This is a genomic window from Corynebacterium pelargi (assembly GCF_014635485.1).
Taxonomy (GTDB): Bacteria; Actinomycetota; Actinomycetes; order Mycobacteriales; family Mycobacteriaceae; genus Corynebacterium; species Corynebacterium pelargi.
Genome location: NZ_BMCX01000001.1, coordinates 533,155 through 553,921, shown reverse-complemented (window position 1 = coordinate 553,921; position 20,767 = coordinate 533,155). Strand labels below are relative to the sequence as shown.

The 20,767-nt window shown below is 58.5% G+C and carries 17 protein-coding genes; 6 read left to right on the top strand and 11 right to left on the bottom strand.

Translation table 11 applies throughout. The annotated features are described in order from the left end of the window. Nucleotides 1-36: 36 nt before the first annotated feature. Both IEU99_RS02460 and IEU99_RS02455 read right to left on the bottom strand, forming a co-directional pair. Complete coding sequence (locus IEU99_RS02460; RefSeq protein WP_229718343.1) at nucleotides 37-1,377, bottom strand: dihydrolipoyl dehydrogenase family protein; 1,341 nt, start codon at nucleotides 1,375-1,377, stop codon at nucleotides 37-39. 25 nt (nucleotides 1,378-1,402) lie between these two features. After that, a complete protein-coding gene (locus IEU99_RS02455) occupies nucleotides 1,403-2,116 on the bottom strand; it encodes a DsbA family oxidoreductase (RefSeq protein ID WP_128889485.1) in 714 nt (237 codons plus the stop codon). A gap of 69 nt (nucleotides 2,117-2,185) precedes the next feature. On the opposite strand from IEU99_RS02455, the gene IEU99_RS02450 reads away from it, so the two are divergent. Beyond that, nucleotides 2,186-2,755: a DUF421 domain-containing protein gene (locus tag IEU99_RS02450; protein ID WP_128889486.1), complete on the top strand. Its 570-nt coding sequence runs from the start codon at nucleotides 2,186-2,188 to the stop codon at nucleotides 2,753-2,755. Nucleotides 2,756-2,761: 6 nt separating this feature from the next. Here the strand turns inward: IEU99_RS02450 and IEU99_RS02445 are convergent, their stop codons facing one another. Further along, a complete protein-coding gene (locus IEU99_RS02445; RefSeq protein WP_128889487.1) occupies nucleotides 2,762-4,309 on the bottom strand; it encodes a glutamate synthase subunit beta in 1,548 nt (515 codons plus the stop codon). Continuing rightward, the gene (gltB, locus tag IEU99_RS02440; protein ID WP_128889488.1) at nucleotides 4,309-8,904 is read right to left on the bottom strand and encodes a glutamate synthase large subunit; all 4,596 of its coding nucleotides are present in this window, start codon (nucleotides 8,902-8,904) and stop codon (nucleotides 4,309-4,311) included. Before gltB ends, IEU99_RS02445 begins: the two co-directional genes overlap by 1 nt. A gap of 455 nt (nucleotides 8,905-9,359) precedes the next feature. Here gltB and IEU99_RS02435 point away from each other — a divergent pair, with 455 nt between their 5' ends. From IEU99_RS02435 to IEU99_RS02425, 3 genes are all read left to right on the top strand, one after another. Next, a complete protein-coding gene (locus IEU99_RS02435; RefSeq protein ID WP_128889489.1) occupies nucleotides 9,360-10,226 on the top strand; it encodes a hypothetical protein in 867 nt (288 codons plus the stop codon). 201 nt (nucleotides 10,227-10,427) lie between these two features. Then, a complete protein-coding gene (locus IEU99_RS02430; RefSeq protein WP_128889490.1) occupies nucleotides 10,428-11,777 on the top strand; it encodes a Na+/H+ antiporter family protein in 1,350 nt (449 codons plus the stop codon). A gap of 202 nt (nucleotides 11,778-11,979) precedes the next feature. Continuing rightward, entirely contained in the window at nucleotides 11,980-12,186 is a 207-nt protein-coding gene (locus IEU99_RS02425) for a CsbD family protein (RefSeq protein WP_128889491.1), read from the top strand. 175 nt (nucleotides 12,187-12,361) lie between these two features. On the opposite strand, the gene IEU99_RS02420 is transcribed toward IEU99_RS02425, so the two are convergent. Beyond that, nucleotides 12,362-13,384 (bottom strand): PTS sugar transporter subunit IIC, encoded by a 1,023-nt coding sequence (locus IEU99_RS02420; RefSeq protein ID WP_128890792.1) that lies wholly within the window; start codon nucleotides 13,382-13,384, stop codon nucleotides 12,362-12,364. Nucleotides 13,385-13,858: 474 nt separating this feature from the next. Here IEU99_RS02420 and IEU99_RS02415 point away from each other — a divergent pair, with 474 nt between their 5' ends. Continuing rightward, nucleotides 13,859-14,134, top strand: a complete 276-nt coding sequence (locus IEU99_RS02415) for a YrhK family protein (RefSeq protein WP_128889492.1) — start codon at nucleotides 13,859-13,861, stop codon at nucleotides 14,132-14,134. A gap of 103 nt (nucleotides 14,135-14,237) precedes the next feature. Here IEU99_RS02415 and glnA read toward each other — a convergent pair whose 3' ends face one another. Further along, nucleotides 14,238-15,674 carry a type I glutamate--ammonia ligase gene (gene glnA, locus IEU99_RS02410; protein ID WP_128889493.1) on the bottom strand — a complete coding sequence of 479 codons (1,437 nt, stop codon included), beginning with the start codon at nucleotides 15,672-15,674 and terminating at the stop codon, nucleotides 14,238-14,240. Nucleotides 15,675-15,840: 166 nt separating this feature from the next. On the opposite strand from glnA, the gene IEU99_RS02405 reads away from it, so the two are divergent. Then, the gene (locus IEU99_RS02405; RefSeq protein ID WP_128889494.1) at nucleotides 15,841-16,356 is read left to right on the top strand and encodes an RDD family protein; all 516 of its coding nucleotides are present in this window, start codon (nucleotides 15,841-15,843) and stop codon (nucleotides 16,354-16,356) included. Nucleotides 16,357-16,439: 83 nt separating this feature from the next. Here the strand turns inward: IEU99_RS02405 and IEU99_RS02400 are convergent, their stop codons facing one another. From IEU99_RS02400 to gcvT, 5 genes are all read right to left on the bottom strand, one after another. Continuing rightward, on the bottom strand, nucleotides 16,440-17,216 hold the full coding sequence (locus tag IEU99_RS02400) for a DUF4191 domain-containing protein (protein ID WP_123959871.1): 777 nt from the start codon (nucleotides 17,214-17,216) through the stop codon (nucleotides 16,440-16,442). A gap of 32 nt (nucleotides 17,217-17,248) precedes the next feature. Continuing rightward, complete coding sequence (gene lipA / locus IEU99_RS02395; RefSeq protein WP_128889495.1) at nucleotides 17,249-18,304, bottom strand: lipoyl synthase; 1,056 nt, start codon at nucleotides 18,302-18,304, stop codon at nucleotides 17,249-17,251. Between the two features lie 45 nt (nucleotides 18,305-18,349). After that, a complete protein-coding gene (lipB, locus tag IEU99_RS02390) occupies nucleotides 18,350-19,102 on the bottom strand; it encodes a lipoyl(octanoyl) transferase LipB (RefSeq protein ID WP_128889496.1) in 753 nt (250 codons plus the stop codon). A gap of 105 nt (nucleotides 19,103-19,207) precedes the next feature. Beyond that, nucleotides 19,208-19,600 carry a glycine cleavage system protein GcvH gene (gcvH, locus tag IEU99_RS02385; protein WP_128889497.1) on the bottom strand — a complete coding sequence of 131 codons (393 nt, stop codon included), beginning with the start codon at nucleotides 19,598-19,600 and terminating at the stop codon, nucleotides 19,208-19,210. A gap of 48 nt (nucleotides 19,601-19,648) precedes the next feature. Further along, nucleotides 19,649-20,755: a glycine cleavage system aminomethyltransferase GcvT gene (gene gcvT, locus IEU99_RS02380; protein WP_128889498.1), complete on the bottom strand. Its 1,107-nt coding sequence runs from the start codon at nucleotides 20,753-20,755 to the stop codon at nucleotides 19,649-19,651. Nucleotides 20,756-20,767 lie beyond the last annotated feature (12 nt).

Sequence of the window (20,767 nt, the reverse complement as noted above, 5' to 3'; positions counted from 1 at the left end):
CCCGATGCTATCGCATGGCGTGAAAGCTCCCGGCGCTTAGCCAAGCACCCCGTTCAAGACCTCGGAGTTGGCCGGGTGGGTGATGATTTGTCCGCCAAGTTCCGTGGCCGTCATGCCCACGCGCATGGCAAGGGCGACGGTGTTGATAATTTCCTGGGAATCCACGCACCACAGGGTGGCGCCGAGGATCTGGTCGTCTTCGCCAATGAGGAATTTGGCCATACCGGTGGTTTGCTCGACGATTTTCGGCCTTGGCATCACGGCAATATCGGCAATCTTGGCCTTTTTCGCCTCAAAGCTGATGCCCTCGCGTTCAAGCTGTGCCTCGTTGCGGCCCACCGTGGCCAAAGGCGGATCGATATAGGTCGCAGTGGGGATCACACGATCGGCGGTATCACGAGCCCCCTCGCCCCATCGATCGTCAAGCACCACGCGGTGATCATCAAAGGAGATATAGGTAAATTGCGGGCCACCGTTGACATCTCCAACGGCATAGACCCCATCAGCGGAAGTATGCAGGTGCTTATCGACGACCACCGAACCGCGATCATCAACATCAACACCGGCATGCTCGAGCCCGAGATCTTGAGTATTCGCCTGCCGGCCGATGGCTACCAGCACCGCATCGGCATCGAAGCTGCGCTCGGCACCATCCACCGTGGCATGCACCTTGAGCTGCTCATCGGCATCAATGCGCTGCACATCGGCGCTGGCAATGAATTCCAGGCCCTGGTCTTGGAGGTGCTCAAGCACCGCATCGGCAACATCCCGATCAAAAGGCCCACCGAATTGCGGGCTCTGATCGAGCATCCGCACCTGCACATCGAGTGAGATAAACAGTGATGCAAACTCCATGGCGATCGGGCCGCCGCCGACGATGAGCAACTGCTTTGGCAACTGCTCTAAAAACTGCACGCCGGTGGAATCAACCACTCGTGGATCATCAATACCTGGAATATCCAAGGTCCTGGCACTCGCGCCGGTATTAATAATCACCGTCTTGGCACGGTAACGCTGCTGGTCTGCTTCGATCTCTCGAGCCCCCACAAATTTCGCCCGAGCCGTCACCACCTTCACGCCCGCTTGTTCCACCATGTCCAGATTGGCCTCGTTCATCGTGGACACCAGCGCATTGCGTGCCTCTTTGATTTCCTCCCAGCGGGCTCGGGCATCCGAGCCGGTAGTCTTGTGGGCTTCAAAGAGCAGCTTCTTGGTAGGAACGCAGCCGACGTTAATGCAGGTACCGCCGTACATTCGGGGCGATTGCTCAAAGAGCACCACCGAATCCCCGGCCTCGGCGCGTTTGCGTGCAATGGTTTTGCCGGCTTTGCCAAAGCCGATCACTGCAACGTCGTAGTCGTGTTGTTCTTGGTTCACAAAGTGCCTCTTTTCGGTGCTGTGCTTACTGTTGTTCGGATCCACCGCAGCAACCATCGGAGCCGCAGCAGCCTTGTGCTTGGGTGGGTTGAGCAAGCAGGTTCTTCTCATCTGCCCAAGCGTGTTCGAGCCCTTGGAGCATCACCTCTACTGGTTGTGCACCACTAAGCGCGAATTTAGCGTTCAGCACGAAAAATGGCACGCCCTGCACACCAATCTGGTGGGCCTGGGCCTCATCTGCGCGCACAATATCGCCGTACTCATCGCCTTCGAGCAAGGCGGCAACATCGTTTCGATCACAACCTACGCCGGTGGCAATATCGAGCAATACTGCGTGCTCTGCAATATTCTTGCCCTGCTCTAAATATGCCCGCATGAGGGCATCTTGCATCTGCGTGCCCTTGCCTTTGTCCTGGGCAAATTGGATCAAGCGGTGTGCATCAAAGGTGTTGCCGAATTTGGCATGTTCCCAATCAAATTCCACCCCGTATTCGCTTAAACGCTGCGCCATTTGGCGTTGGCTATTGGCGGCATCTTCCACGCTCACCTGATACTTCTTGGCAATGGCCTCCACCAAGGTGCCTTCAGGTTGAGCGGACAAGGTGGGGTCAAGCTCGAAGGCTCGCCAGTGCACCTCTACTTCGTCGGCGTGCTCGAAGGATTCCAGCGCCTGATTCAAGTGCTCCTTGCCCACAAAGCAGAAGGGGCATACGACGTCAGTCCAAATATCAATTCGCATGTCTAGTGCAACGATTGCGTCGTCTGCACTATTCCGTGGAGCCAGCTTTGCTAGGGCATACTGAAGCCCATGTGGTTTTCTGGTCTTGATCCAATCATTCGAATTTTGCTCGTAGGAAGCTGCTCCTACGTCGCACTTCTGGTGATGCTGCGCATCACCGGCGCACGCTCATTGGCAAAGTTCAATGCCTTCGACTTTGCCGTCACCGTGGCTGTGGGCTCTATGCTCGCAACGGCAGTGACCTCCACCGACTTGGCCTTTAGCGCGGGCGTGACCGCCATCGCCTTGATGCTGGCCCTGCAATTCATTGTGGCCAGGGTGATTCGTGATCGCCTGGGGCTGCGCAAGCTCGTCACTGCCTCACCGGTGGTGCTGGTGTACGACGGCCGCATGGTAGAAGAAGGCCTCAAAGCCGCCCGGCTGGGAGAAGCCGACGTGCGCCAAGCCGCACGCCAGGCAGGCCACGGCAGCTTCCACAATATTGCCGCGATGGTGCTTGAAACCGACGGCACGGTATCCACCATCACCAGAGAACAGCTTGGCGATGGCGATACCCTCGATGATCTTCCAGATCTCAACGCCGTCGGTGCCCAGGGGATGCGCCGCGGCTTGGGCGGCGCGGGGGCGTCGAAAAGCTAATCGACGCTAGGCACGCACGCTCAAAGGCTCGGTGCGCGGGGTCACCGCCACGGGCAGTGCCGTTTCACCCATGAGGTCGGCGTCCACGGCAGCAGCGCAGGCACGGCCTTCAGCAATGGCCCACACGATCAGCGATTGGCCGCGGCCATTATCGCCTGCCACGTACACCCGTGGCTTAAAGCCAGGAAACAGCGGCTTGGTTTGTGCTCGGTAGTCCTCATCACGAACCATCCGGCCACGCTCATCAAAAGCCACACCAAGCTCGTGGATCACGCCGCCGCGCTCGGCACCACTAAAGCCCAGGGCAAGGAGCACGAGATCTGCGTCCATTTCAAAGTCGGTGTCCTCGATCGCCTCACGGCGACCATTGACCACCTGCACCTCATTGGCACGCAACGAGGTCACACGACCATCCTCGCCATGGAAGCTCACGGTATTGACGTTATACACGCGGTTACCCAGCGGTGAACCAGGCTCACGGCTAGCCAGGCCGAGTGCTTCGATCTCATCGGCAGACTCATTGCCCTGCACCACATACTCGCCTTCCTCATGAGCCGTGGCGGTGCGATATACCAGCGGATACATCGGCCAAGGGGTAGAGGCAGCGCGGTGCTTCGGGGCGCGCGGGCGAATATCAAATTGCGTCACGCTGGCAGCACCCTGGCGCAAAGCGGTACCAAAGCAGTCGGTGCCGGTATCGCCACCGCCGATGATGACCACCTTCTTGCCTTCGGCACTAATGGCCGGGGCGTCCGTATCGCCCTCGCATACGCGGTTTTGGAGGTTGAGATACTCCATCGCCGGGTAAATGCCTTCGAGCTCGCGGCCTTCAACGGGAAGTTCGCGCGGAATTGGTGTGCCGGTGGCAAGCACCACCGCATCGTAGACATTCAAGTCTGCGGCAGTGGGGGATACGCCGGTGCGGAATTCGGTGCCCTCGGCGCGCATTTGCTCAAGGCGACGGTCAATCCAGCGGTTTTCCATCTTGTATTCCGGCACGCCATAGCGCATCAGTCCGCCGAGGCGATCATCGCGTTCATACACCGTCACGGTGTGACCAGCGCGAGTCAATTGCTGGGCTGCTGCCAGACCCGCAGGGCCAGAGCCTACGACTGCCACGCGCATGCCGGTGTCGAGGGTTGGGCGCATTGGTTGCACCCAGCCTTCTTCAAAACCGCGCTCGGCAATAGCCAGCTCCACGTTTTTAATGGTCACCGGATCATCATTGATCCCAAGCACGCATGCACCCTCGCAGGGGGCGGGGCATAGCCTGCCGGTAAATTCCGGGAAGTTATTGGTGGCGTGGAGGCGGTCAAAGGCTTCGCGCCAGCGGTTTTGACGCACCAGGTCATTCCATTCGGGAATGATGTTGCCCAAAGGGCAGCCTTCGTGGCAAAACGGCACACCGCAGTCCATGCAGCGGGTTGCCTGACGCTCAATCTGGCCTTCGGGTGCAGCCTCGTACACCTCTGAGTAATCCATCAAGCGCAGCGGCACAGGACGGTGCGCTGGCTCTTCGCGGTCGAACTTAAGAAATCCTTGTGGATCAGCCATTATTTCACTGCCTCCATAATCGCTACGTTGACGTCCCTGCCTTCGGCAGTGGCCGTTTCGATCACGTCCAGCACCTTGCGATACGGTGCGGGCACAATCTTGATAAAGTCATCCGGCTCAAGATCAAGCTGCCTACCAGTGGCCTCAGCGTGCGCGTTGAGCAGGTCGCTGATGGTCTCGCGGTCTTCGCTGAGAAGTTCCTCGACGCCATTGGCAACATCCGGGTTCAGCTTGGATTCGAGCTGCTCTTGTTTGCGTAGGTAGGCGATGCCGCCGGACATGCCGGCGCCGAAGTTATCGCCGACCTCGCCTGCGATCAGCACCGTGCCGCCGGTCATGTACTCACAGCCGTGGTTACCAACGCCTTCGACCACCGCGGTGGCACCGGAGTTACGAACGCAGAAGCGCTCGCCAACAGAACCACCGATCAACAGCACACCACTGGTGGCGCCATAACCGACCACGTTGCCGGCAATGATGTCCGGATTGTTTTCCAATTGCTGTGGTGCATCCGGATGCGGGCGAACCACGATCTGGCCACCGGAAAGGCCCTTACCCACAAAGTCATTGGCATCGCCGGTGAGCTTCAGCGTCATGCCCTTCGGAATAAAGGCACCGAAGCTGTTGCCGGCAGAGCCCGTGAAGTTGAGTTGCAAGGTGTGATCCGGCAACCCGGCGGCACCGGCTGCGCGGGTGATGCGCGAACCAGTCATGGTGCCCACGGAACGGTGCACATTGGAAATGGGGTAGTGCAGCTCGATATGGGGGTTTTCGCCGGCAGCCATCCAGGCCGGTGCGCTCGCCGAACTCTTGGCGGCAGCAGCGTCGATCGTCAGCTGCGTATCGGCAATGATCTGGTTATCCAGTGCCTGCTCCAGGGAGTGTTCCTGAGTCTTAGTGCAGCGCAGGTTCTGGTTGCGGAAGTGCTGGGATTCAACGCGCTGGAAAATCGGCGAAAGATCCAGCTTGCCGGCGCGCTCGGTGGCAGCATCCTCGGTCATGCGCAGTACCTGTGCTTGGCCCACGGCCTCGTCAATCGAGCGGAAACCGAGCTGGGCTAGGTACTCGCGAACCTCTTCGGCAATGAAGGTAAAGAAGTTCACTACATGTTCTGCGCGGCCGGTGAACTTCTTGCGCAGCTCCGGGTTCTGCGTGGCAATACCCACCGGGCAGGTGTCCAGGTGGCACACGCGCATCATGATGCAGCCTTCAACCACCAAGGGGGCGGTAGCAAAACCGAACTCCTCGGCACCAAGCAGTGCCGCGATCACCACGTCGCGGCCGGTCTTGAGCTGACCATCGCACTGCACGCGAATACGATCGCGCAGGCCATTGAGCAAAAGGGTCTGTTGCGTTTCTGCCAAGCCCAGCTCCCAGGGGCCACCTGCGTGCTTCAGCGAGGTCAGCGGGGAAGCGCCAGTACCGCCATCGTGGCCAGACACCAACACCACATCGGCGTGAGCCTTAGACACACCTGCTGCCACAGCGCCAATGCCTTGCTCGGCGACGAGCTTGACGTGAATGCGCGCATCGGGGTTGGCGTTTTTCAGGTCGTGGATAAGCTGCGCTAGATCCTCGATGGAGTAAATGTCGTGGTGTGGTGGGGGAGAGATCAAACCAACACCGGGGGTGGTGATGCGAACTTCTGCAACCCAGGGGTAGACCTTGTGCGGAGGCAACTGGCCGCCCTCGCCAGGTTTTGCGCCCTGAGCCATCTTGATCTGAATATCAGTGCAGTTGCTTAAGTAGTGGCTGGTAACACCGAAGCGACCCGAGGCCACCTGCTTGATGGCAGAGCGCTTCCAATCGCCATTGGGGGCTACGTCGAAACGTGCTGGATCTTCACCACCCTCACCGGAGTTAGACATGCCACCTAAGCGGTTCATGGCAATGGCCAACACCTCGTGGGCTTCAGCGGAGATCGAGCCGTAGCTCATCGCGCCGGTGGAGAAGCGCTTCACAATATCTGCAACCGGCTCCACCTCATCCACGGAGATCGGCTCGCGATCCGAGGCGAACTCGAACAGGCCACGAATGGTGGCAAGGCGCTTGGACTGATCATCCACCTTGCGGGTGTATTCCTTGAAGATGTTGTACTGACCAGTCTTGGTGGCGTGCTGCAACTTGAAAATGGTCTCGGGGTTAAACAGGTGGTATTCGCCTTCTCGACGCCACTTGTACTCACCACCCAAGTCCAACTCACGGTGGGCATGTTCCTCAGGGCGAGGCAGGAATGCACCACGGTGGCGTGCGCGAACATCATCGGCAATATCTTCAAGGTCTGCACCTGAGATGGGCGAATGCACCCCGCCGAAATATTCATCGAGCAGCTCTTGGTGTAAGCCGGTGACGTCGGCAAGCTGAGCACCACGGTAGGAAGCCACCGTGGCAATACCCATCTTGGACATCACCTTCAACACACCGGAGGTAGCCGCTTGGATGTAGTTGCGGCAGGCCTCATCCAGGCTCAGCTCACCCAACTGGCCTTTCATGCGCAGCTCATCGATGGTTTCAAAGGCCATATAGGGGTTAATGGCATCGGCGCCGAAGCTGATCAGCATGGCCAGGTGGTGTACCTCGCGGGCGTCGCCGGACTCGATCACCAGCGAGGCGCGGGTGCGGGTGCGCTCGGCCACGAGGTGCTGGTGCACCGCGGAAGTCAGCAGCAAGGAGGGGATCGGGGCGAAACGCTCATCGGATTCGCGGTCCGAAATCACGATGATCGACTTGCCTTCTGCAATGGCTTCAGAAACTTCTCGACGCACGCGCGCAATAGCCTCGCGCATACCCGCACCGTGATGCGCCACCGGGTACAAACCAGAGATCACGGCAGCGCCGAAGGTAGGCCAATCGCCATCGTCATTGGCGTGGATCAAGGTAGCCAGCTCGTGGTTATCGATAATTGGCCGATCCATGTGGATGCGCCGCGCTGCCTCAGCATCGGGGTTGAGCACATCGGACTGCGCACCTAAAAGGGTGAACATGCTGGTGACGGGCTTTTCGCGAATCGAGTCCAGCGGCGGGTTGGTCACCTGTGCAAAGCGCTGTGCAAAGAAATCGAAGAGCATGCGTGGGCGAGCAGAAAGCGCCGCGATCGGGGTGTCAGACCCCATGGAACCAATCGCCTCGGAGGCTTCCAGCGCCATCGGGCGGATGATCAGATCGACGTCTTCTTCAGTAATGCCGAAGACGCGCTGGCGCAAGACCGCACGATTGTGCGGCATGTACTCATAGCGGGTCTGGGGCAGATCCTTCAGGTGGACGAAGTTCTGCTCGATCCACTCGCCATAGGGCTCGGCCGTAGCCAGTTCGCGCTTGATCTCTTCGTCTTCAATCACGCGGCCTTGGGCAGTATCGACCAAGAACATCCGGCCAGGCTGCACGCGGGTGCGCTTGACGATTTTCTCCGGTGCAATATCAAGCACGCCGGCCTCAGAGGCCATGACCACCAGACCGTCGTCGGTGATCCAGATGCGACCAGGGCGCAGACCATTGCGGTCTAGGGTGGCGCCAACGAGGGTGCCATCGGTAAAGGCAACGGCGGCAGGGCCATCCCAAGGCTCCATGAGGCAGGAGTGGTACTCATAGAAATCGCGCAGTTCAGGCGCGATCTCTGCGTGCTCCCAGGCCTGGGGGATGGTCATCATCACCGCATGGGGCAGGCTGCGGCCACCGAGGTGCAGCAGCTCGAGTGCTTCGTCAAAGCGAGCGGTGTCCGAGCCGGTGGGCGTACAGATCGGCAACACGCGATCTAAGGAACCAAGTTGCTCCGAGCGGATCAGCGATTCACGCGCACGCATCCAGTTCTCGTTGCCGCGCACGGTGTTGATCTCACCATTGTGAGCCACCAGGCGATAAGGGTGAGCCAAAGGCCACGCCGGGAAGGTGTTGGTGGAAAAGCGCGAGTGCACCAAAGCAATGGCACTGCTGAGGCGAGGGTCGCGCAGATCCGGGTAGAACTTGGCCAACTGCGGGGTGGTGAGCATGCCCTTGTACACGATGGTGCGGGCGCTGAGCGAGGGGAAGTAGACGGTTTCCTCACCGTTTTTGGTGCCCAACTCGCGCTCGCAACGCTTGCGAATAAAGAACATCACGCGGTCGAGTTCGATGCCGCTGAGAAGCTCGGAGTCGGACTCTGCATCCGAAGGTTGAGCAACCTCGATAAACACCTGGGCGAAGCTGGGCATGGCATCAAGTGCCATCTCGCCTAAGCCTTCGGGATTGGTTGGCATGTCGCGCCAGCCGATCACCCGGGCGCCTTCTTCCTTCGCGATGGCTTCAATTTCGCGTTTGGCGTCCAACATGGCCATGCGAGCCCTTGGTAAGAAGGCGATGCCGGTGGCGTAACTGCCCTGTGCTGGCAAGTCGAACTCGCACACTTCGCGATAGAAAGCGTCTGGGATCTGAATCAAGATTCCAGCGCCGTCACCAGTGTTTTTCTCTGCTCCAGCGGCACCACGGTGATCGAGGTTGACGAGCGCTTGGATGGCGTGATCGACAAGCGTTCGTGAAGCCTTGCCGTGCATATTGGCCACGAAGGCTACACCGCAGGCATCTTTTTCGTGTTCTGGGTTATACAAGCCGATAGTGCGCATGGAAACCTCTGCTACTGGTGCGAATACTTATCTGTTACTCAACAGGTAAATGATAGCTTCGCACAAATCGCCTGCATGCGCGAGGTGACACGGGGGTAAATCGCTTTGCTTTTAGCCATTTTTTCCCGCTTCAGACCAAGGTTTTGGAGCCAATGAACAGTTTTCAAGCACTCAAGGAATGCACTTCCAACTTCCACGGTGTACGTGAGGGCGATCCGGCAGCCGCGAGGGGGTGCGATGCAGGGCTTGTGGCAGTAACTCCAAGGTGGGCGTTGTGGGGTTGGCGGCAGGGGGACGTCGAAAAGCATTATTGGATCCAAACAGCCCAGGAGTAGGCTGCAATGTGTTCCCAACACCGCCTGCAGGCTCAGTGGTGGAAGTGGCGGCGAGCAAATCTGCGACGCGATCCCCAACGATCCAGGCATCAATGAACCCAGAAAGCAAAAGAGGCTTTGATGATTCCTTCCATGCAAACGCTCGGCCCTCGTCGCTCATCGCGCATCGCGAGCCTGGTGCTCGCAGCGGCGCTTCCTTTTGCTGCAGCGCCCATGGCTCAGGCGCTAGAAGTGCCAATTAATGGCGTGCCGGATCGCACCCAGATCACGGTGGATACCCCGATTGGAGTTCGTGCAGCGACGCCGAATGCTGACCAGTCGCGTCCTGCGCTATCACTTTCCAAGCTTTATCTCGGCTACTGGGTACTGCATCACGGTGCGGCTGAGGATAAAGCCAAGGTGGAAACCATGATCCGCTTTTCCGATGATCGCATTGCCACCGAGTTGGATAGGAAGTATCCGCAGGCCATTCCGGAAGTCATTGCCCAATTCGGTTTGGGGCAAACCCACTACAACGGCTTCTGGGGCAATACCACCACCTCCACCAATGACATGGCGCGCTTCCTTCAAGCCATCGCCCTCGACCCGGTGGCGTGGCCGCTGATCAATGGCATGCGCACAGCAGCCCCGGTGGCAGCAGATGGGTATCGCCAGGATTATGGAACAGCCACCTTGCCGGGAATCTGGGCCACGAAATTCGGTTGGTCTGATGATCGCCAAAGCGTGCACGCCTCAGCCAGCTTCGGTCCTGGCTTTGTGGTGGCGGCCAATACCTTCGGCCCGGCAGCGCAATTAACCCAAGATGTTCAGCAGGCCTTGAGCGTCCAAGCACTGGTGGGGCAGGGCTCTTCTACCGTCCCGGCAGTGCCTTTGTGGTCGGTGCGTGAGCAACTGCGTGGGATAGTCGATCCCTCAGTGCTTTCCACCCTCGCCGATAGTGTGCTTGTTCCGCTACCGGTATTGGACGCGCTACTGCCGCCGAAATAACGCCTTCCAGGATCTCCAGCTCTGCGCGGTTTCGAGCCGGGCGAGGGGCTGGGGCTGGGTGGCTGCAGGGGGTCGCGCAGGGGCTGTGAAGGGGGTTGTGCAGCGACTGTGCTGGGGTTGTGCAAGGGGTGAAAAAAGGGGCTAACCCCACGAGGGGTAAGAATCTGGAATATGCGCCCTAGTGGATTAAATTTATAAAGCATGAATGCTGTCCTGATCGCAGTGGTAGTCATGCTTGTGCTGGCACTGCTGCGCGTCCACGTTGTAATTTCCCTGTTCCTCGGCGCCCTCGTTGGCGGCCTGCTTTCGGGCCTGGGCATCGATCAGACCATGATCGCTTTTGAAGATGGCCTCTCGGGCGGTGCAAAAATTGCCCTGAGTTATGCACTGCTCGGCGCGTTTGCCATGGCGGTGTCCTCTTCCGGACTACCGCAGCTTCTGGCGGATTGGATCATGGACAAGGTGGGGGTGAGCTCCCAAGAAACCCGCTCGAAGGCAGTCTCGGTGGCGAAATGGCTCATGCTTGCCGGCATCCTCGCCATGAGCGTGATGAGCCAGAACCTCATCCCGGTGCACATTGCGTTTATTCCGCTGATCATCCCGCCACTGTTGGCCGTGATGAATAAGCTCAGGCTCGACCGTCGCCTCGTGGCCTGCGTCATGACCTTCGGTTTGGTCACCACGTATATGTGGATTCCGCTGGGCTTCGGCTCGATCTTCCTCAATGACATTCTGCTTGGCAATATACAACAAGCTGGCATGGACACCGACGGCATCAACATCCTCAAGGTGATGGCCATCCCCGCCATGGGTATGGTCGCTGGCCTGTTGATTGCCGTGTTTTTCAGTTACCGCAAACCGCGCGACTACGAAACCATTGATATCGCCGCTGGCGTGGAAGACCAAACGGTTTCGCGTTATAAGGTGATCGTCTCCATCATCGCGATCATCGCCACGTTCGGTGTGCAGGTATGGATGCAGGCTATCGGCACTGAGGCCGATTCGCTGCTGATTGGTGCACTGGTTGGTCTTGCCATCTTCATGGGCACTGGTGCTGTGCACTGGAAGGCCGCCGACGATGTCTTTAGCCAAGGTATGCGCATGATGGCACTGATTGGCTTCATCATGATCACCGCCCAGGGCTTCGCCTCCGTGATGAAGGCAACCGGCGAGGTGGAATCTCTGGTTACGGCCTCTGCCAACCTCGTTGGCGATTCCAAGGGGCTCGCGGCCTTTGCCATGCTCTTGGTTGGTTTGGTGGTCACCATGGGTATCGGATCTTCCTTTTCCACCCTGCCCATCATCGCCACGATTTATGTGCCCCTGTGTGCAACGCTTGGGTTCTCCCCGGCGGCTACCGTCGCCATCGTCGGTGCCGCAGGTGCGCTTGGCGACGCAGGCTCGCCCGCATCAGACTCCACACTCGGCCCCACAGCCGGTTTGGATGCAGACGGCCAGCATGACCACATTCGCGACACCGTGATTCCAACGTTCTTGCACTTCAACCTGCCTTTGCTGGCATCTGGTTGGATCGCTGCCATGGTGCTGTAAACAGATTTAGCCGTATTGCAAAACAATAACGGTTGCCTTGGAACTTCCTTTGAACGAGGCTCAAACCATGCGCCTTGCGCTATAGTTGTGAGGCAGCGGCGCACGGTGCCCTAGGGCACACTCACTGCCCCCGGAGGCGAAAGCTTCCAAGCAGTGGCGCGTTCGCACAAAAGAAATTCAGTATAAAAATTAGGAGGATCTCATGGGCGATTTCGAAAACAAGGCTGAGGATCTCGGCGGCAAGGTCAAGGAAGGCTTCGGCGAGGCTACCGGCAACGACGACATCAAGAACGAGGGCAAGGCCGACCAGGTTAAGTCCGACGTGAAGGAAGCTGCCGACAACGTCGGCGAGAAGGTTAAGGAAGCTGCCGACAAGGTTATCGGCGCTTTCAAGGGCGACGAGAAGTAAGCCCTCAAGAGCTTTCAAACCTAAAGCTCTAACCCCCGCTTCACCTACGTGAAGCGGGGGTTATTTTTGTGCCACTCCCGAGTACCCGAGCCTCCGCATCGCGCTGAGGGAGCGTCTTGCAACGCCAAAAAGCCCCGCAACATCTGTTGCGGGGCACCGGTTCTAGATAAGGCTGTTAGATGAAGCTCAAGCGGTAGTGATCAGGGCGGATCAGGCCTGCGCGCTGGAAGAGGCGAACAAACACAATCGAGCACAGCAGCGGCAGTACGACGAAGATGCCGATGATGATCAAGATATTGCCAAAGCTCCAGCCCCAGCCCTCAGCATTCAAAGCGGTAACAGGGCCTACCAAACCGGAGATGCCGAAGCCCGCGGAAATCGGCGTGCCGGCAATGCCGAGCCAGCCGCCAACGGCGCCCACGATTGCCGAGCTGCACAGAATAGGCAGGAAGTTCAAGGGGCGACCCATGATATTGGCCATGTGCACCTTGGGCGAACCAATCACGGGCAGGAGGGAGGCAGCTACGGGATTCGCGCGCCAGCCGGCAACACACACGCCAAAGGCGGCACAGACGCAACCGAGGTTCGCGGTACCGGAAGCAATACCTGAGAGGAAGATGGCGGTGGCGATACCCACGGTAGAAATCGGGCTCAGAATTAAGAATGCGAAGACGACGGCCATGATCGTGCCCATCAAGATGGGTTGGAGGTTGGTTGCACCCACGATGACTTCACCGAGCCAAACGCTGAATACCTTCACGGCAGGGTAGGTGACCATCCAGCCGATGCCACCGGCAACAACCACGACGATCATGGGCAAAAACAGCACCATGTACTGGCCTAGTTTGGGGCCGATGTACTTAGCAATAAGCACACCAATGCCGGCGGTAAGACCGGCGTTGATCACAAGCCCTGTGCCTTGGAGGTGGAAACCGCCATTGGGATCGACCTGAGCTACGCCTGAACCAAGGACGGAAGCCACAGCAACGGTGGCGTTTTGGATGGGGTTCAGCTTGAACTGCATGCCCACCAAGAAGCCGATGATGGCCGGCAACATGGTGGCCGAAAGCGCGATCAGACCAAGGAAGGTTTGCAGCGACGGGAAGTGCGGAACGAGCGCTTTGAGCAGCTCACCAAGTAGTGCCTGGGGGACAAGGGCGACGACCACTGCGATGGAGATACCGTTGAGCACCTTCATAATGAAGCTGCCCACGGTTTCCCTGCTCGGTGGGGTAGTGGTGGCGTCTGGGTTTGCTACTGGTTGCTGTGGCTCCTTGGCCGCATTCGTCGCTGCAGTGGTCATAATTGCGTCATCTTTCATCCTTGATGGCAGGTTGCTGAAAAAGACAACGATGCATCGTTGCCTCCGGGGTAAGGGAGTAAAAGTGTTTCATTCCGTTACCAGTACGGTGCAAAAATGTACAGGCTTAAATTCTTAAAACCTAACCGCATCCCCTGTCTGTGCACCTGCTCTTTGCCCACCTCAGGGGTGGTGCTGCCCGGAAAAAGGAAGGAATGTTTCGGGCCAAAACACCGTGGGGTATCAGGGCTTACCCAGCTACACGGCGGTATTGCGCGTCCAGGCGTGAGGTGACACGCCTAAAACGGCGGGCGTTGAAAAGGTGGTGAAGACAATGGTGTGCTGTTGCTCACCGCGTCTATGCTGATGCTCATGCCAAAATTCTTTGATCCCCGTAATGCGCTCAAATCCAAGCAGCATATGGAAGTTGCTGCGATCTATGAATTGGCCTACACCATTGTGGATGTGGTCGCAGCGGCAACCTTCCTCATTGGGTCTTTCCTCTTCTTTAGCGACCGCACGATGGTTGCAGGTACCTGGCTTTTTGTTATCGGCTCTGTGTTATTTGGTATCCGCCCCTGCATCCGTTTGGTCAAGGAATACAAGCTGATGAAGATGGGCGATTATGCAGACGCAGTCAATGCTTAAGGCCTGAGATCGCATATCGCAGCTTCAAGTGGGTGCCGAAAGGCTCCGGAAATAACAACAAGGCGGCAAGCAGATGCTTGCCGCCTTTATGCGTTGCTGCTTTTTAGCAGTCGAAGTACAGCTCGAACTCCTGCGGGGTGGGGCGCAGACGAACGGGGGTGATCTCGTTGTCGTACTTCAGCTTGATGTAGGTGTCGATCAAGTCCTCGGTGAAGACGTCGTTGTCGGTGAGGAACTCGTGGTCTTCTTCCAGAGCCTTCAGCGATGCCTCAAGCGAGGTCGGTGCCTGCGGGATGGAAGCTGCTTCCTCCGGAGGAAGCTCGTAGAGGTCCTTATCCACCGGTGCGTGCGGCTCGATGCGGTTCTTGATGCCGTCGAGACCTGCCAGCATCATGGCAGCGAAACCGAAGTAGGGGTTGCCCGATGGGTCCGGTGCACGGAACTCGATACGCTTTGCCTTGGGGTTCGAGCCGGTGATCGGGATGCGCACAGCGGCAGAACGGTTGCGCTGCGAGTACACCAGGTTGATCGGAGCCTCGAAGCCGGGCACCAGGCGGTGGTAGGAGTTCAGGGTCGGGTTGGTAAACGCCAGCACAGCGCCTGCGTGGTGGAGGATACCGCCGATGTAGTAGCGGGCGATATCGGAAAGGCCTGCGTAACCGGACTCGTCGTGGAACAGCGGCTTGCCGTCCTTCCACAGCGACTGGTGGGCGTGCATACCGGAGCCGTTGTCGCCTGCCAGGGGCTTGGGCATGAAGGTGACGGTCTTGCCGTGCTGTGCTGCAGTGTTCTTAACGATGTACTTGAAGGACTGCAGATCGTCGGCAGCGTGCAGCAGGGTGTTGAACTTGTAGTTAATTTCCTGCTGGCCACCGGTGCCCACCTCGTGGTGGAAACGCTCGATCTCGTAACCACACTGCATGAGGTTCTTCGTCATTTCGTCGCGAAGCTCAAGGGTCTGGTCGTATGGGGGCACCGGGAAGTAGCCGCCCTTCAGGCGGGTCTTGTAGCCCAGGTTGGGGGTGCCATCGAGTTGGGTTTCCTTACCGCGGTTCCACCAACCTTCGGAGGAATCTACTTCGTAGAAGCCGGTGTGAGCGTCGGTGGCGTAGCGAACCTTGTCAAAGAGGTAGAACTCCGCCTCGGCGCCGAAGAAGCAGGTGTCGGCGATCCCGGTGGATGCAAGATATTCCTCTGCCTTGCGAGCCACGTTGCGCGGGTCGCGGGAGAAGGGCTCGCGGGTGAAGGGATCGTGGACGAAGAACTTCATGTTCAGCGTCTTCGATTTCCGGAAGGGGTCAATCTTCGCGGTTGCGAGGTCCGGCAGGAGGTTCATGTCGGACTCGTCAATGGTGGTAAAGCCGCGAACGGAGGAGCCGTCGAATGCGAGGCCTTCTTCGATTGCGTCTTCGTCGAGGATGCTCGCCGGGATCGAGAAGTGCTGCTCGATGCCGGGAACGTCGGTGAAACGGATGTCGATGAACTCGACTTCTTCGTCCTTGATGAACTTCAGTACGTCGTCAGCGGATTGAAATGCCACGATGTCTCCTAAAAGCCGCGGGCTTGCGCCGGGGTAGGTTGCGTTGTGCTTGCCCCAAATGGGGTTCAGGAAAGAGTCTAACCCAATTTTCTATCGACTGACTAAAATTCGCCCATTCCGAGTGCCTTACCCCCGAATTTCAGGCAAGAAGCTAAGGTGAAACTCTATGAATAGCCGGCGAAATACCCCCAAAGACGAAACGGATCAAACACCTCGACAGCCGAAAAGAAGTTGGCTTGACGGGCCGCAGATCCCCTCACAATTCGACACCGACAACACCGCTCGCTGGCCTGGTGAGCACCTCGGTTTACCTGCAAAAGGCCCAGGCTCGCTTGCTTCAGTGATGCGGCGTACCGGCGGGGTGTTTATCGACTGGTTCATCTGCCTCGCAATCGCCAATGGTGTGGTAGCCATCACGAGCTCCCTCGGGGGTGTCGCCACAGTTACCCCCATGATCTACCTCCTTCTCGGTGTGATCTCCGTCTGGCTATTCGCCCGAACCCCCGGCCAAGCCATCCTCGGCATGGGGGTAGCCCGCATCGACGCCGATGCCCGAGTCAATTTCCTCCGCGCATTCGCCCGAACCTTTTTCACCCTCTTCATCTTCCCCGCAGTGCTTGTCGACGCCGACGGCCGCGGCATCCACGACCGTGCAACCGGCACCTCCGTGGTGATGGGTTAGGCCCGCAACCTCGCTGTCCCCATCGCAAAGACGACAAAAACTCCCGCCTCGTATCGAGGCGGGAGTGTTCTTTCAGCGTGTTGCTAGCCGCGCTTATTGCGCTCAGCGGCACGACGTGCAGCACGGTTCATGCCCGACATCTTGCCACCGCCGGGGATGGGGCCTTTAGGCAGCGCCTGGCCGGAATTCACCGCATCCATGGCCTCTAGGCGACCAGCGATCTGGTAGACCTCATTCTTCTTGTAGCGCTTGGGCATCTTCATCAGGTGGCGCTGCAAGTTCTTCAGCGGCACCGCATCGCCTTCATTGCCCACCATGACCACCTCGACGGGCACGCCAGGCACGAGCTTTTCAATGCGACGCTTCTGCTGCGCAATGAGGTTATTCAGGTGGCTGCGGTTGCCTTCGCCAACCAGTACCACGCCCGATACGCCAACCACGCGGTGCAGCACGTCCATCTGGCGGGTCATGGCAACACCGGTCTTGGTGCGCCAGGCAATGCCCATGCCGGAGCGAAGATTCTCCAACGCCCAGCCGGCTGCACCAGCTTGGCCATCGGCGCGATCGTAGACGCTATTTTGCAGACGGCGGCTAAACAGCCACATGGCCAGTGCGGCACCGAAGGCGAGGCCCACGATCAACATGAACCACTGGCCACCCCAGAGGGAGCCGAGCAGGAAAAAGACTAAGCCCATGCCCAAGAATGCTGCGAGCATGATCGGCACCAGCGCCTTATCCTGCTTGCGCTGCATCTGGAATGCCTGCCAGATCTGCTTCCGCGTATTCTTGCGCTGCTCACGCTTCGCGCGCTTCTGGGCCTTCTTTGCGGCCTTGATGTCCTGTTTATTCGGGTCTGCCATGTTCAATAACCTTACAAGCTCACCTTGGATGCTTAGGAATTGGTGCGAGAAGACACCACCGGAGTGTCTTCAGATTTACCGTACTTCTGCAGCAGCGTCGATGCCTCCTGTGCGGTGCTGCCCTGAGCGGTTTCTGCCAAGTGGCTCAGATGGCTCGGCAACGCTTCACCACGGGATTCAAGCGCCTGGGCATAGAGCTTGCCTGCACGGTAGGAGGATCGAACCAACGGTCCAGACATCACTGCGCCGAAGCCGATTTCACGAGCATAATCGGCGTGCTCGATAAACTCCTCGGGCTTTACCCAACGATCAATCGGGTGGTAGAGCGGGCCTGGGCGAAGGTACTGGGTGATGGTAATGATGTCGCAGCCAGCATCGTGAAGATCATCGAGAGCCTCACGAATTTCTTCTTCGGTTTCACCCATGCCCAAGATGAGATTGGACTTGGTGACAAGGCCAAAGTCGCGTGCCTGGCGGATCACGTCGAGCGAGCGCTCATATCGAAACGCCGGACGGATTCGCTTGAAGATGCGCGGCACCGTCTCAAGGTTATGGGCGAAGACCTCGGGGCGAGCCTCAAAGACTTCCTGCAGCAGATCGGGTTTGCCAGAGAAATCCGGAACCAGGTTCTCAACACCGGTATGGGGGTTGAGCTGGTGAATCTGGCGCACCACCTCGGCATAAAGCCATGCGCCTTCGTCTTCGAGGTCATCGCGGGTCACGCCGGTAATGGTGGAGTAGTTGAGCTGCATTTCGCGCACAGACTCCGCCACCCTTCGTGGCTCGTCGCGATCCAGTGGTTCTGGTTTTGCCGAGTTGATCTGGCAGAAGTCGCAACGGCGTGAACAATTCGCACCACCAATGAGGAAGGTGGCTTCGCGTGATTCCCAACATTCGTGGATATTCGGGCAGCCAGCTTCCTGGCACACGGTGTGCAAGCTTGCGCCAGACACCTTCTTTTTCATGTCCTGATACTCAGGGCCCGTTTTCACGGCGGTGCGAATCCAGCGAGGCTTGCTCTCAATTGGGGTCTGCGAGTTGCGAGCCTCAACTCTTAACAGTCTGCGTCCTTCAGGTGCTGTAGTCACCCCACGTACCCTACTCGTTGTGAGCAAAACGTGCCCACAGCGCTATTACCTGCGCTTTATGCCCTTGGTGGGATCAGGTGCTTGATCAAAACTATGATTGGCCACCTGCAATTCGCCAGCAAGCGCCCGGGTAATTTCCCGAATGAGCGGAGCCGTCATCGATTCGGTGGTGATATCGCGGCCAAGCTCGGCACTCATGGTGGTCACCCCTGCATCGTCGATGCCACAAGGGACGATGTGCTCGTAGTACTCCAGGGTGTTATTGCAGTTCAAGGCCAGCCCGTGCATGGTCACCCCTCGGGTGATTCGAATGCCTAGGGCTGCGACCTTGCGGTGCTGTTGGCCGTTGGTGCCTGGCACCCACACCCCTGAACGTCCGTCGATGCGCCCGGCGGTGGTGATGCCCGCCTGGCGCACGCTTTGAATCAGTGCCTCTTCAAGGCGGCGCACATAATCAACCACATCGACCGGCTCGGCTAGACGGATAATCGGGTACATCACCAATTGGCCTTCGCCATGCCAGGTGATTCGGCCACCGCGGTTAACGTCGATCACCGGCAACCCATTACGAGGGCGATCCTCCGGCTGGGTTCTTTTCCCAGCGGTGTAGACATTGGGGTGTTCGAGCACGAGGAGGGTATCGCCGATGCTGTCTTGGGCACGTTCGGCTGCAAGCTCGGTTTGTAGATCCCATGCCTGCTGATAATCGACGGTGCCAAGCATGCGCACGTCGATAGGCTCGCTGGAGGCGCGAATGGACTGGTGGGCTGGAAAAAATGGATCGCGAGGTGCGCTCATGGGCATCTAGGGTACTCCTCTTGCACACAGGCACCGTGGGCGCCTCAAAACAACAACACCGCACCTTGAAAAGCTTGAAGGTGCGGTGTTGGGTGGCTTGGGTGATTAATTCACGCCATTGGCCTCGGCATAGGTTGCAGCGTCCATGAGTTCGCCGGTGGATTCGACCTCGACTTCGAAGAGCCAGCCCTCGCCGAAGGGATCGTTATTGACTACCGCATAATCATCGTGGACTGCGTCATTGACCGCGGTGACGGTGCCGGTGACAGGGGAGTAGAGATCGGATACAGATTTGGTGGATTCCACCTCACCGCAGGTTTCTCCGGCCTCTACTTGGTCGCCTACTTCAGGAAGCTCCGCGAATACGACCTCGCCCAAGCGATCGGCGGCAACGGAGGTGATGCCGACGCGCACGGTTGCGCCCACGGCATCTTCGGCGGTGGCATTGATCCACTCGTGGTCTTCGGAGTAGGAGAAATCTTCAGGCAAGTTCGACATGGGGTGTTCCTTTCCTAGGGTGTTAGCTTTTCGACGTTGGAACCAAGCTTATTGTTCGCGTCGATAAAAAGGCAGCGTTTGAACTACAAATGGCAACCTTTTTCCGCGAACATCGGCCTCAAGCTCGGTGCCCTCGGCGGTGTACTCACGGTCCACGTAGGCCAGTGCGATGGGATGACCCAAGGTGGGTGAAGGCTGACCGGAGGTGACCTCACCAACAACCTGCTCGCCTGCATAAAGCTCGGCACCCTGCCGGGCGGCGCGACGCTGCGTGGAGCTTAAGCCCACAAGCACACGCTCGGATTCCTCAGCATTGAGCAAGGCCTGCTTGCCCACGAAATCGCCTTCTTTTTTCTTGCTCACCAAAACCCCGAGGCCAGCATCTGCAGGGGTGCGCTCCACACTGAGCTCATTGCCGTATAGCGGCATGCCTGCTTCTAGCCTGAGCGAATCTCGTGCGGCAAGGCCACAGGGTACGAGGTCGAAGTCTTGGCCGATCTCAGCGATGGCCTTCCAAAGATCCTCGGCCTCTGCACAGGGGATATACAGCTCGAAACCATCCTCGCCGGTGTAGCCGGTACGTGCGAGCAGCACGCGGTGTCCGGCCACCACCATCCAGGTGGCGGCATAGTATTTCAATTCCTGCACGGTGGTTGCATCCTCGGGATCAACCAATGCCTCAATTACTGCCTCAGCCTTCGGGCCTTGCACAGCAATCAAAGCGGTGTCGCGCGATGCGTCGACAAGCTCTACTTCAAAGCCTTCGGCGCGTTCCTGCAAAGCGGCCACAACCGCCTCGGTATTACCGGCATTGGGCACCACGAGGAATTCCTGTTCGCCCAGGCGGTAGGTGATCAGATCGTCGATCACGCCACCTTGCTCATTGACCATCATGGAGTACTTGGCTTTGCCCACGGCAATGGCAGAGAGCTTGGATACCAGCGCATAATCCAACAACGCCGCAGCATCGGGGCCGGTGACTTTCACCTCGCCCATGTGCGAGAGGTCGAACATCCCACAGCTTGTGCGCACCGCGCGGTGTTCGCCAAGCTCGGAACCGTATTTCAGCGGCATGTTCCAGGCGCCGAAGGGGGTAAAGCTTGCGCCTAGAGATTCGTGCACAGCGTGCAGGGGAGAGTGCAAAAGCTTGCTCATAAACATTGCTCC

Excerpts from the sequence above, each read along its gene's own strand:
- IEU99_RS02455 (WP_128889485.1), bottom strand. The coding sequence starts at position 2,116 with ATGCGAATTGATATTTGGACTGACGTCGTATGCCCCTTCTGCTTTGTG.
- IEU99_RS02450 (WP_128889486.1), top strand. The coding sequence starts at position 2,186 with ATGTGGTTTTCTGGTCTTGATCCAATCATTCGAATTTTGCTCGTAGGA.
- IEU99_RS02445 (WP_128889487.1), bottom strand. The coding sequence starts at position 4,309 with ATGGCTGATCCACAAGGATTTCTTAAGTTCGACCGCGAAGAGCCAGCG.
- gltB (WP_128889488.1), bottom strand. The coding sequence starts at position 8,904 with ATGCGCACTATCGGCTTGTATAACCCAGAACACGAAAAAGATGCCTGC.
- IEU99_RS02435 (WP_128889489.1), top strand. The coding sequence starts at position 9,360 with ATGATTCCTTCCATGCAAACGCTCGGCCCTCGTCGCTCATCGCGCATC.
- IEU99_RS02430 (WP_128889490.1), top strand. The coding sequence starts at position 10,428 with ATGAATGCTGTCCTGATCGCAGTGGTAGTCATGCTTGTGCTGGCACTG.
- IEU99_RS02425 (WP_128889491.1), top strand. The coding sequence starts at position 11,980 with ATGGGCGATTTCGAAAACAAGGCTGAGGATCTCGGCGGCAAGGTCAAG.
- IEU99_RS02420 (WP_128890792.1), bottom strand. The coding sequence starts at position 13,384 with ATGAAGGTGCTCAACGGTATCTCCATCGCAGTGGTCGTCGCCCTTGTC.
- IEU99_RS02415 (WP_128889492.1), top strand. The coding sequence starts at position 13,859 with ATGCCAAAATTCTTTGATCCCCGTAATGCGCTCAAATCCAAGCAGCAT.
- IEU99_RS02405 (WP_128889494.1), top strand. The coding sequence starts at position 15,841 with ATGAATAGCCGGCGAAATACCCCCAAAGACGAAACGGATCAAACACCT.
- IEU99_RS02400 (WP_123959871.1), bottom strand. The coding sequence starts at position 17,216 with ATGGCAGACCCGAATAAACAGGACATCAAGGCCGCAAAGAAGGCCCAG.
- lipB (WP_128889496.1), bottom strand. The coding sequence starts at position 19,102 with ATGAGCGCACCTCGCGATCCATTTTTTCCAGCCCACCAGTCCATTCGC.
- gcvH (WP_128889497.1), bottom strand. The coding sequence starts at position 19,600 with ATGTCGAACTTGCCTGAAGATTTCTCCTACTCCGAAGACCACGAGTGG.
- gcvT (WP_128889498.1), bottom strand. The coding sequence starts at position 20,755 with ATGAGCAAGCTTTTGCACTCTCCCCTGCACGCTGTGCACGAATCTCTA.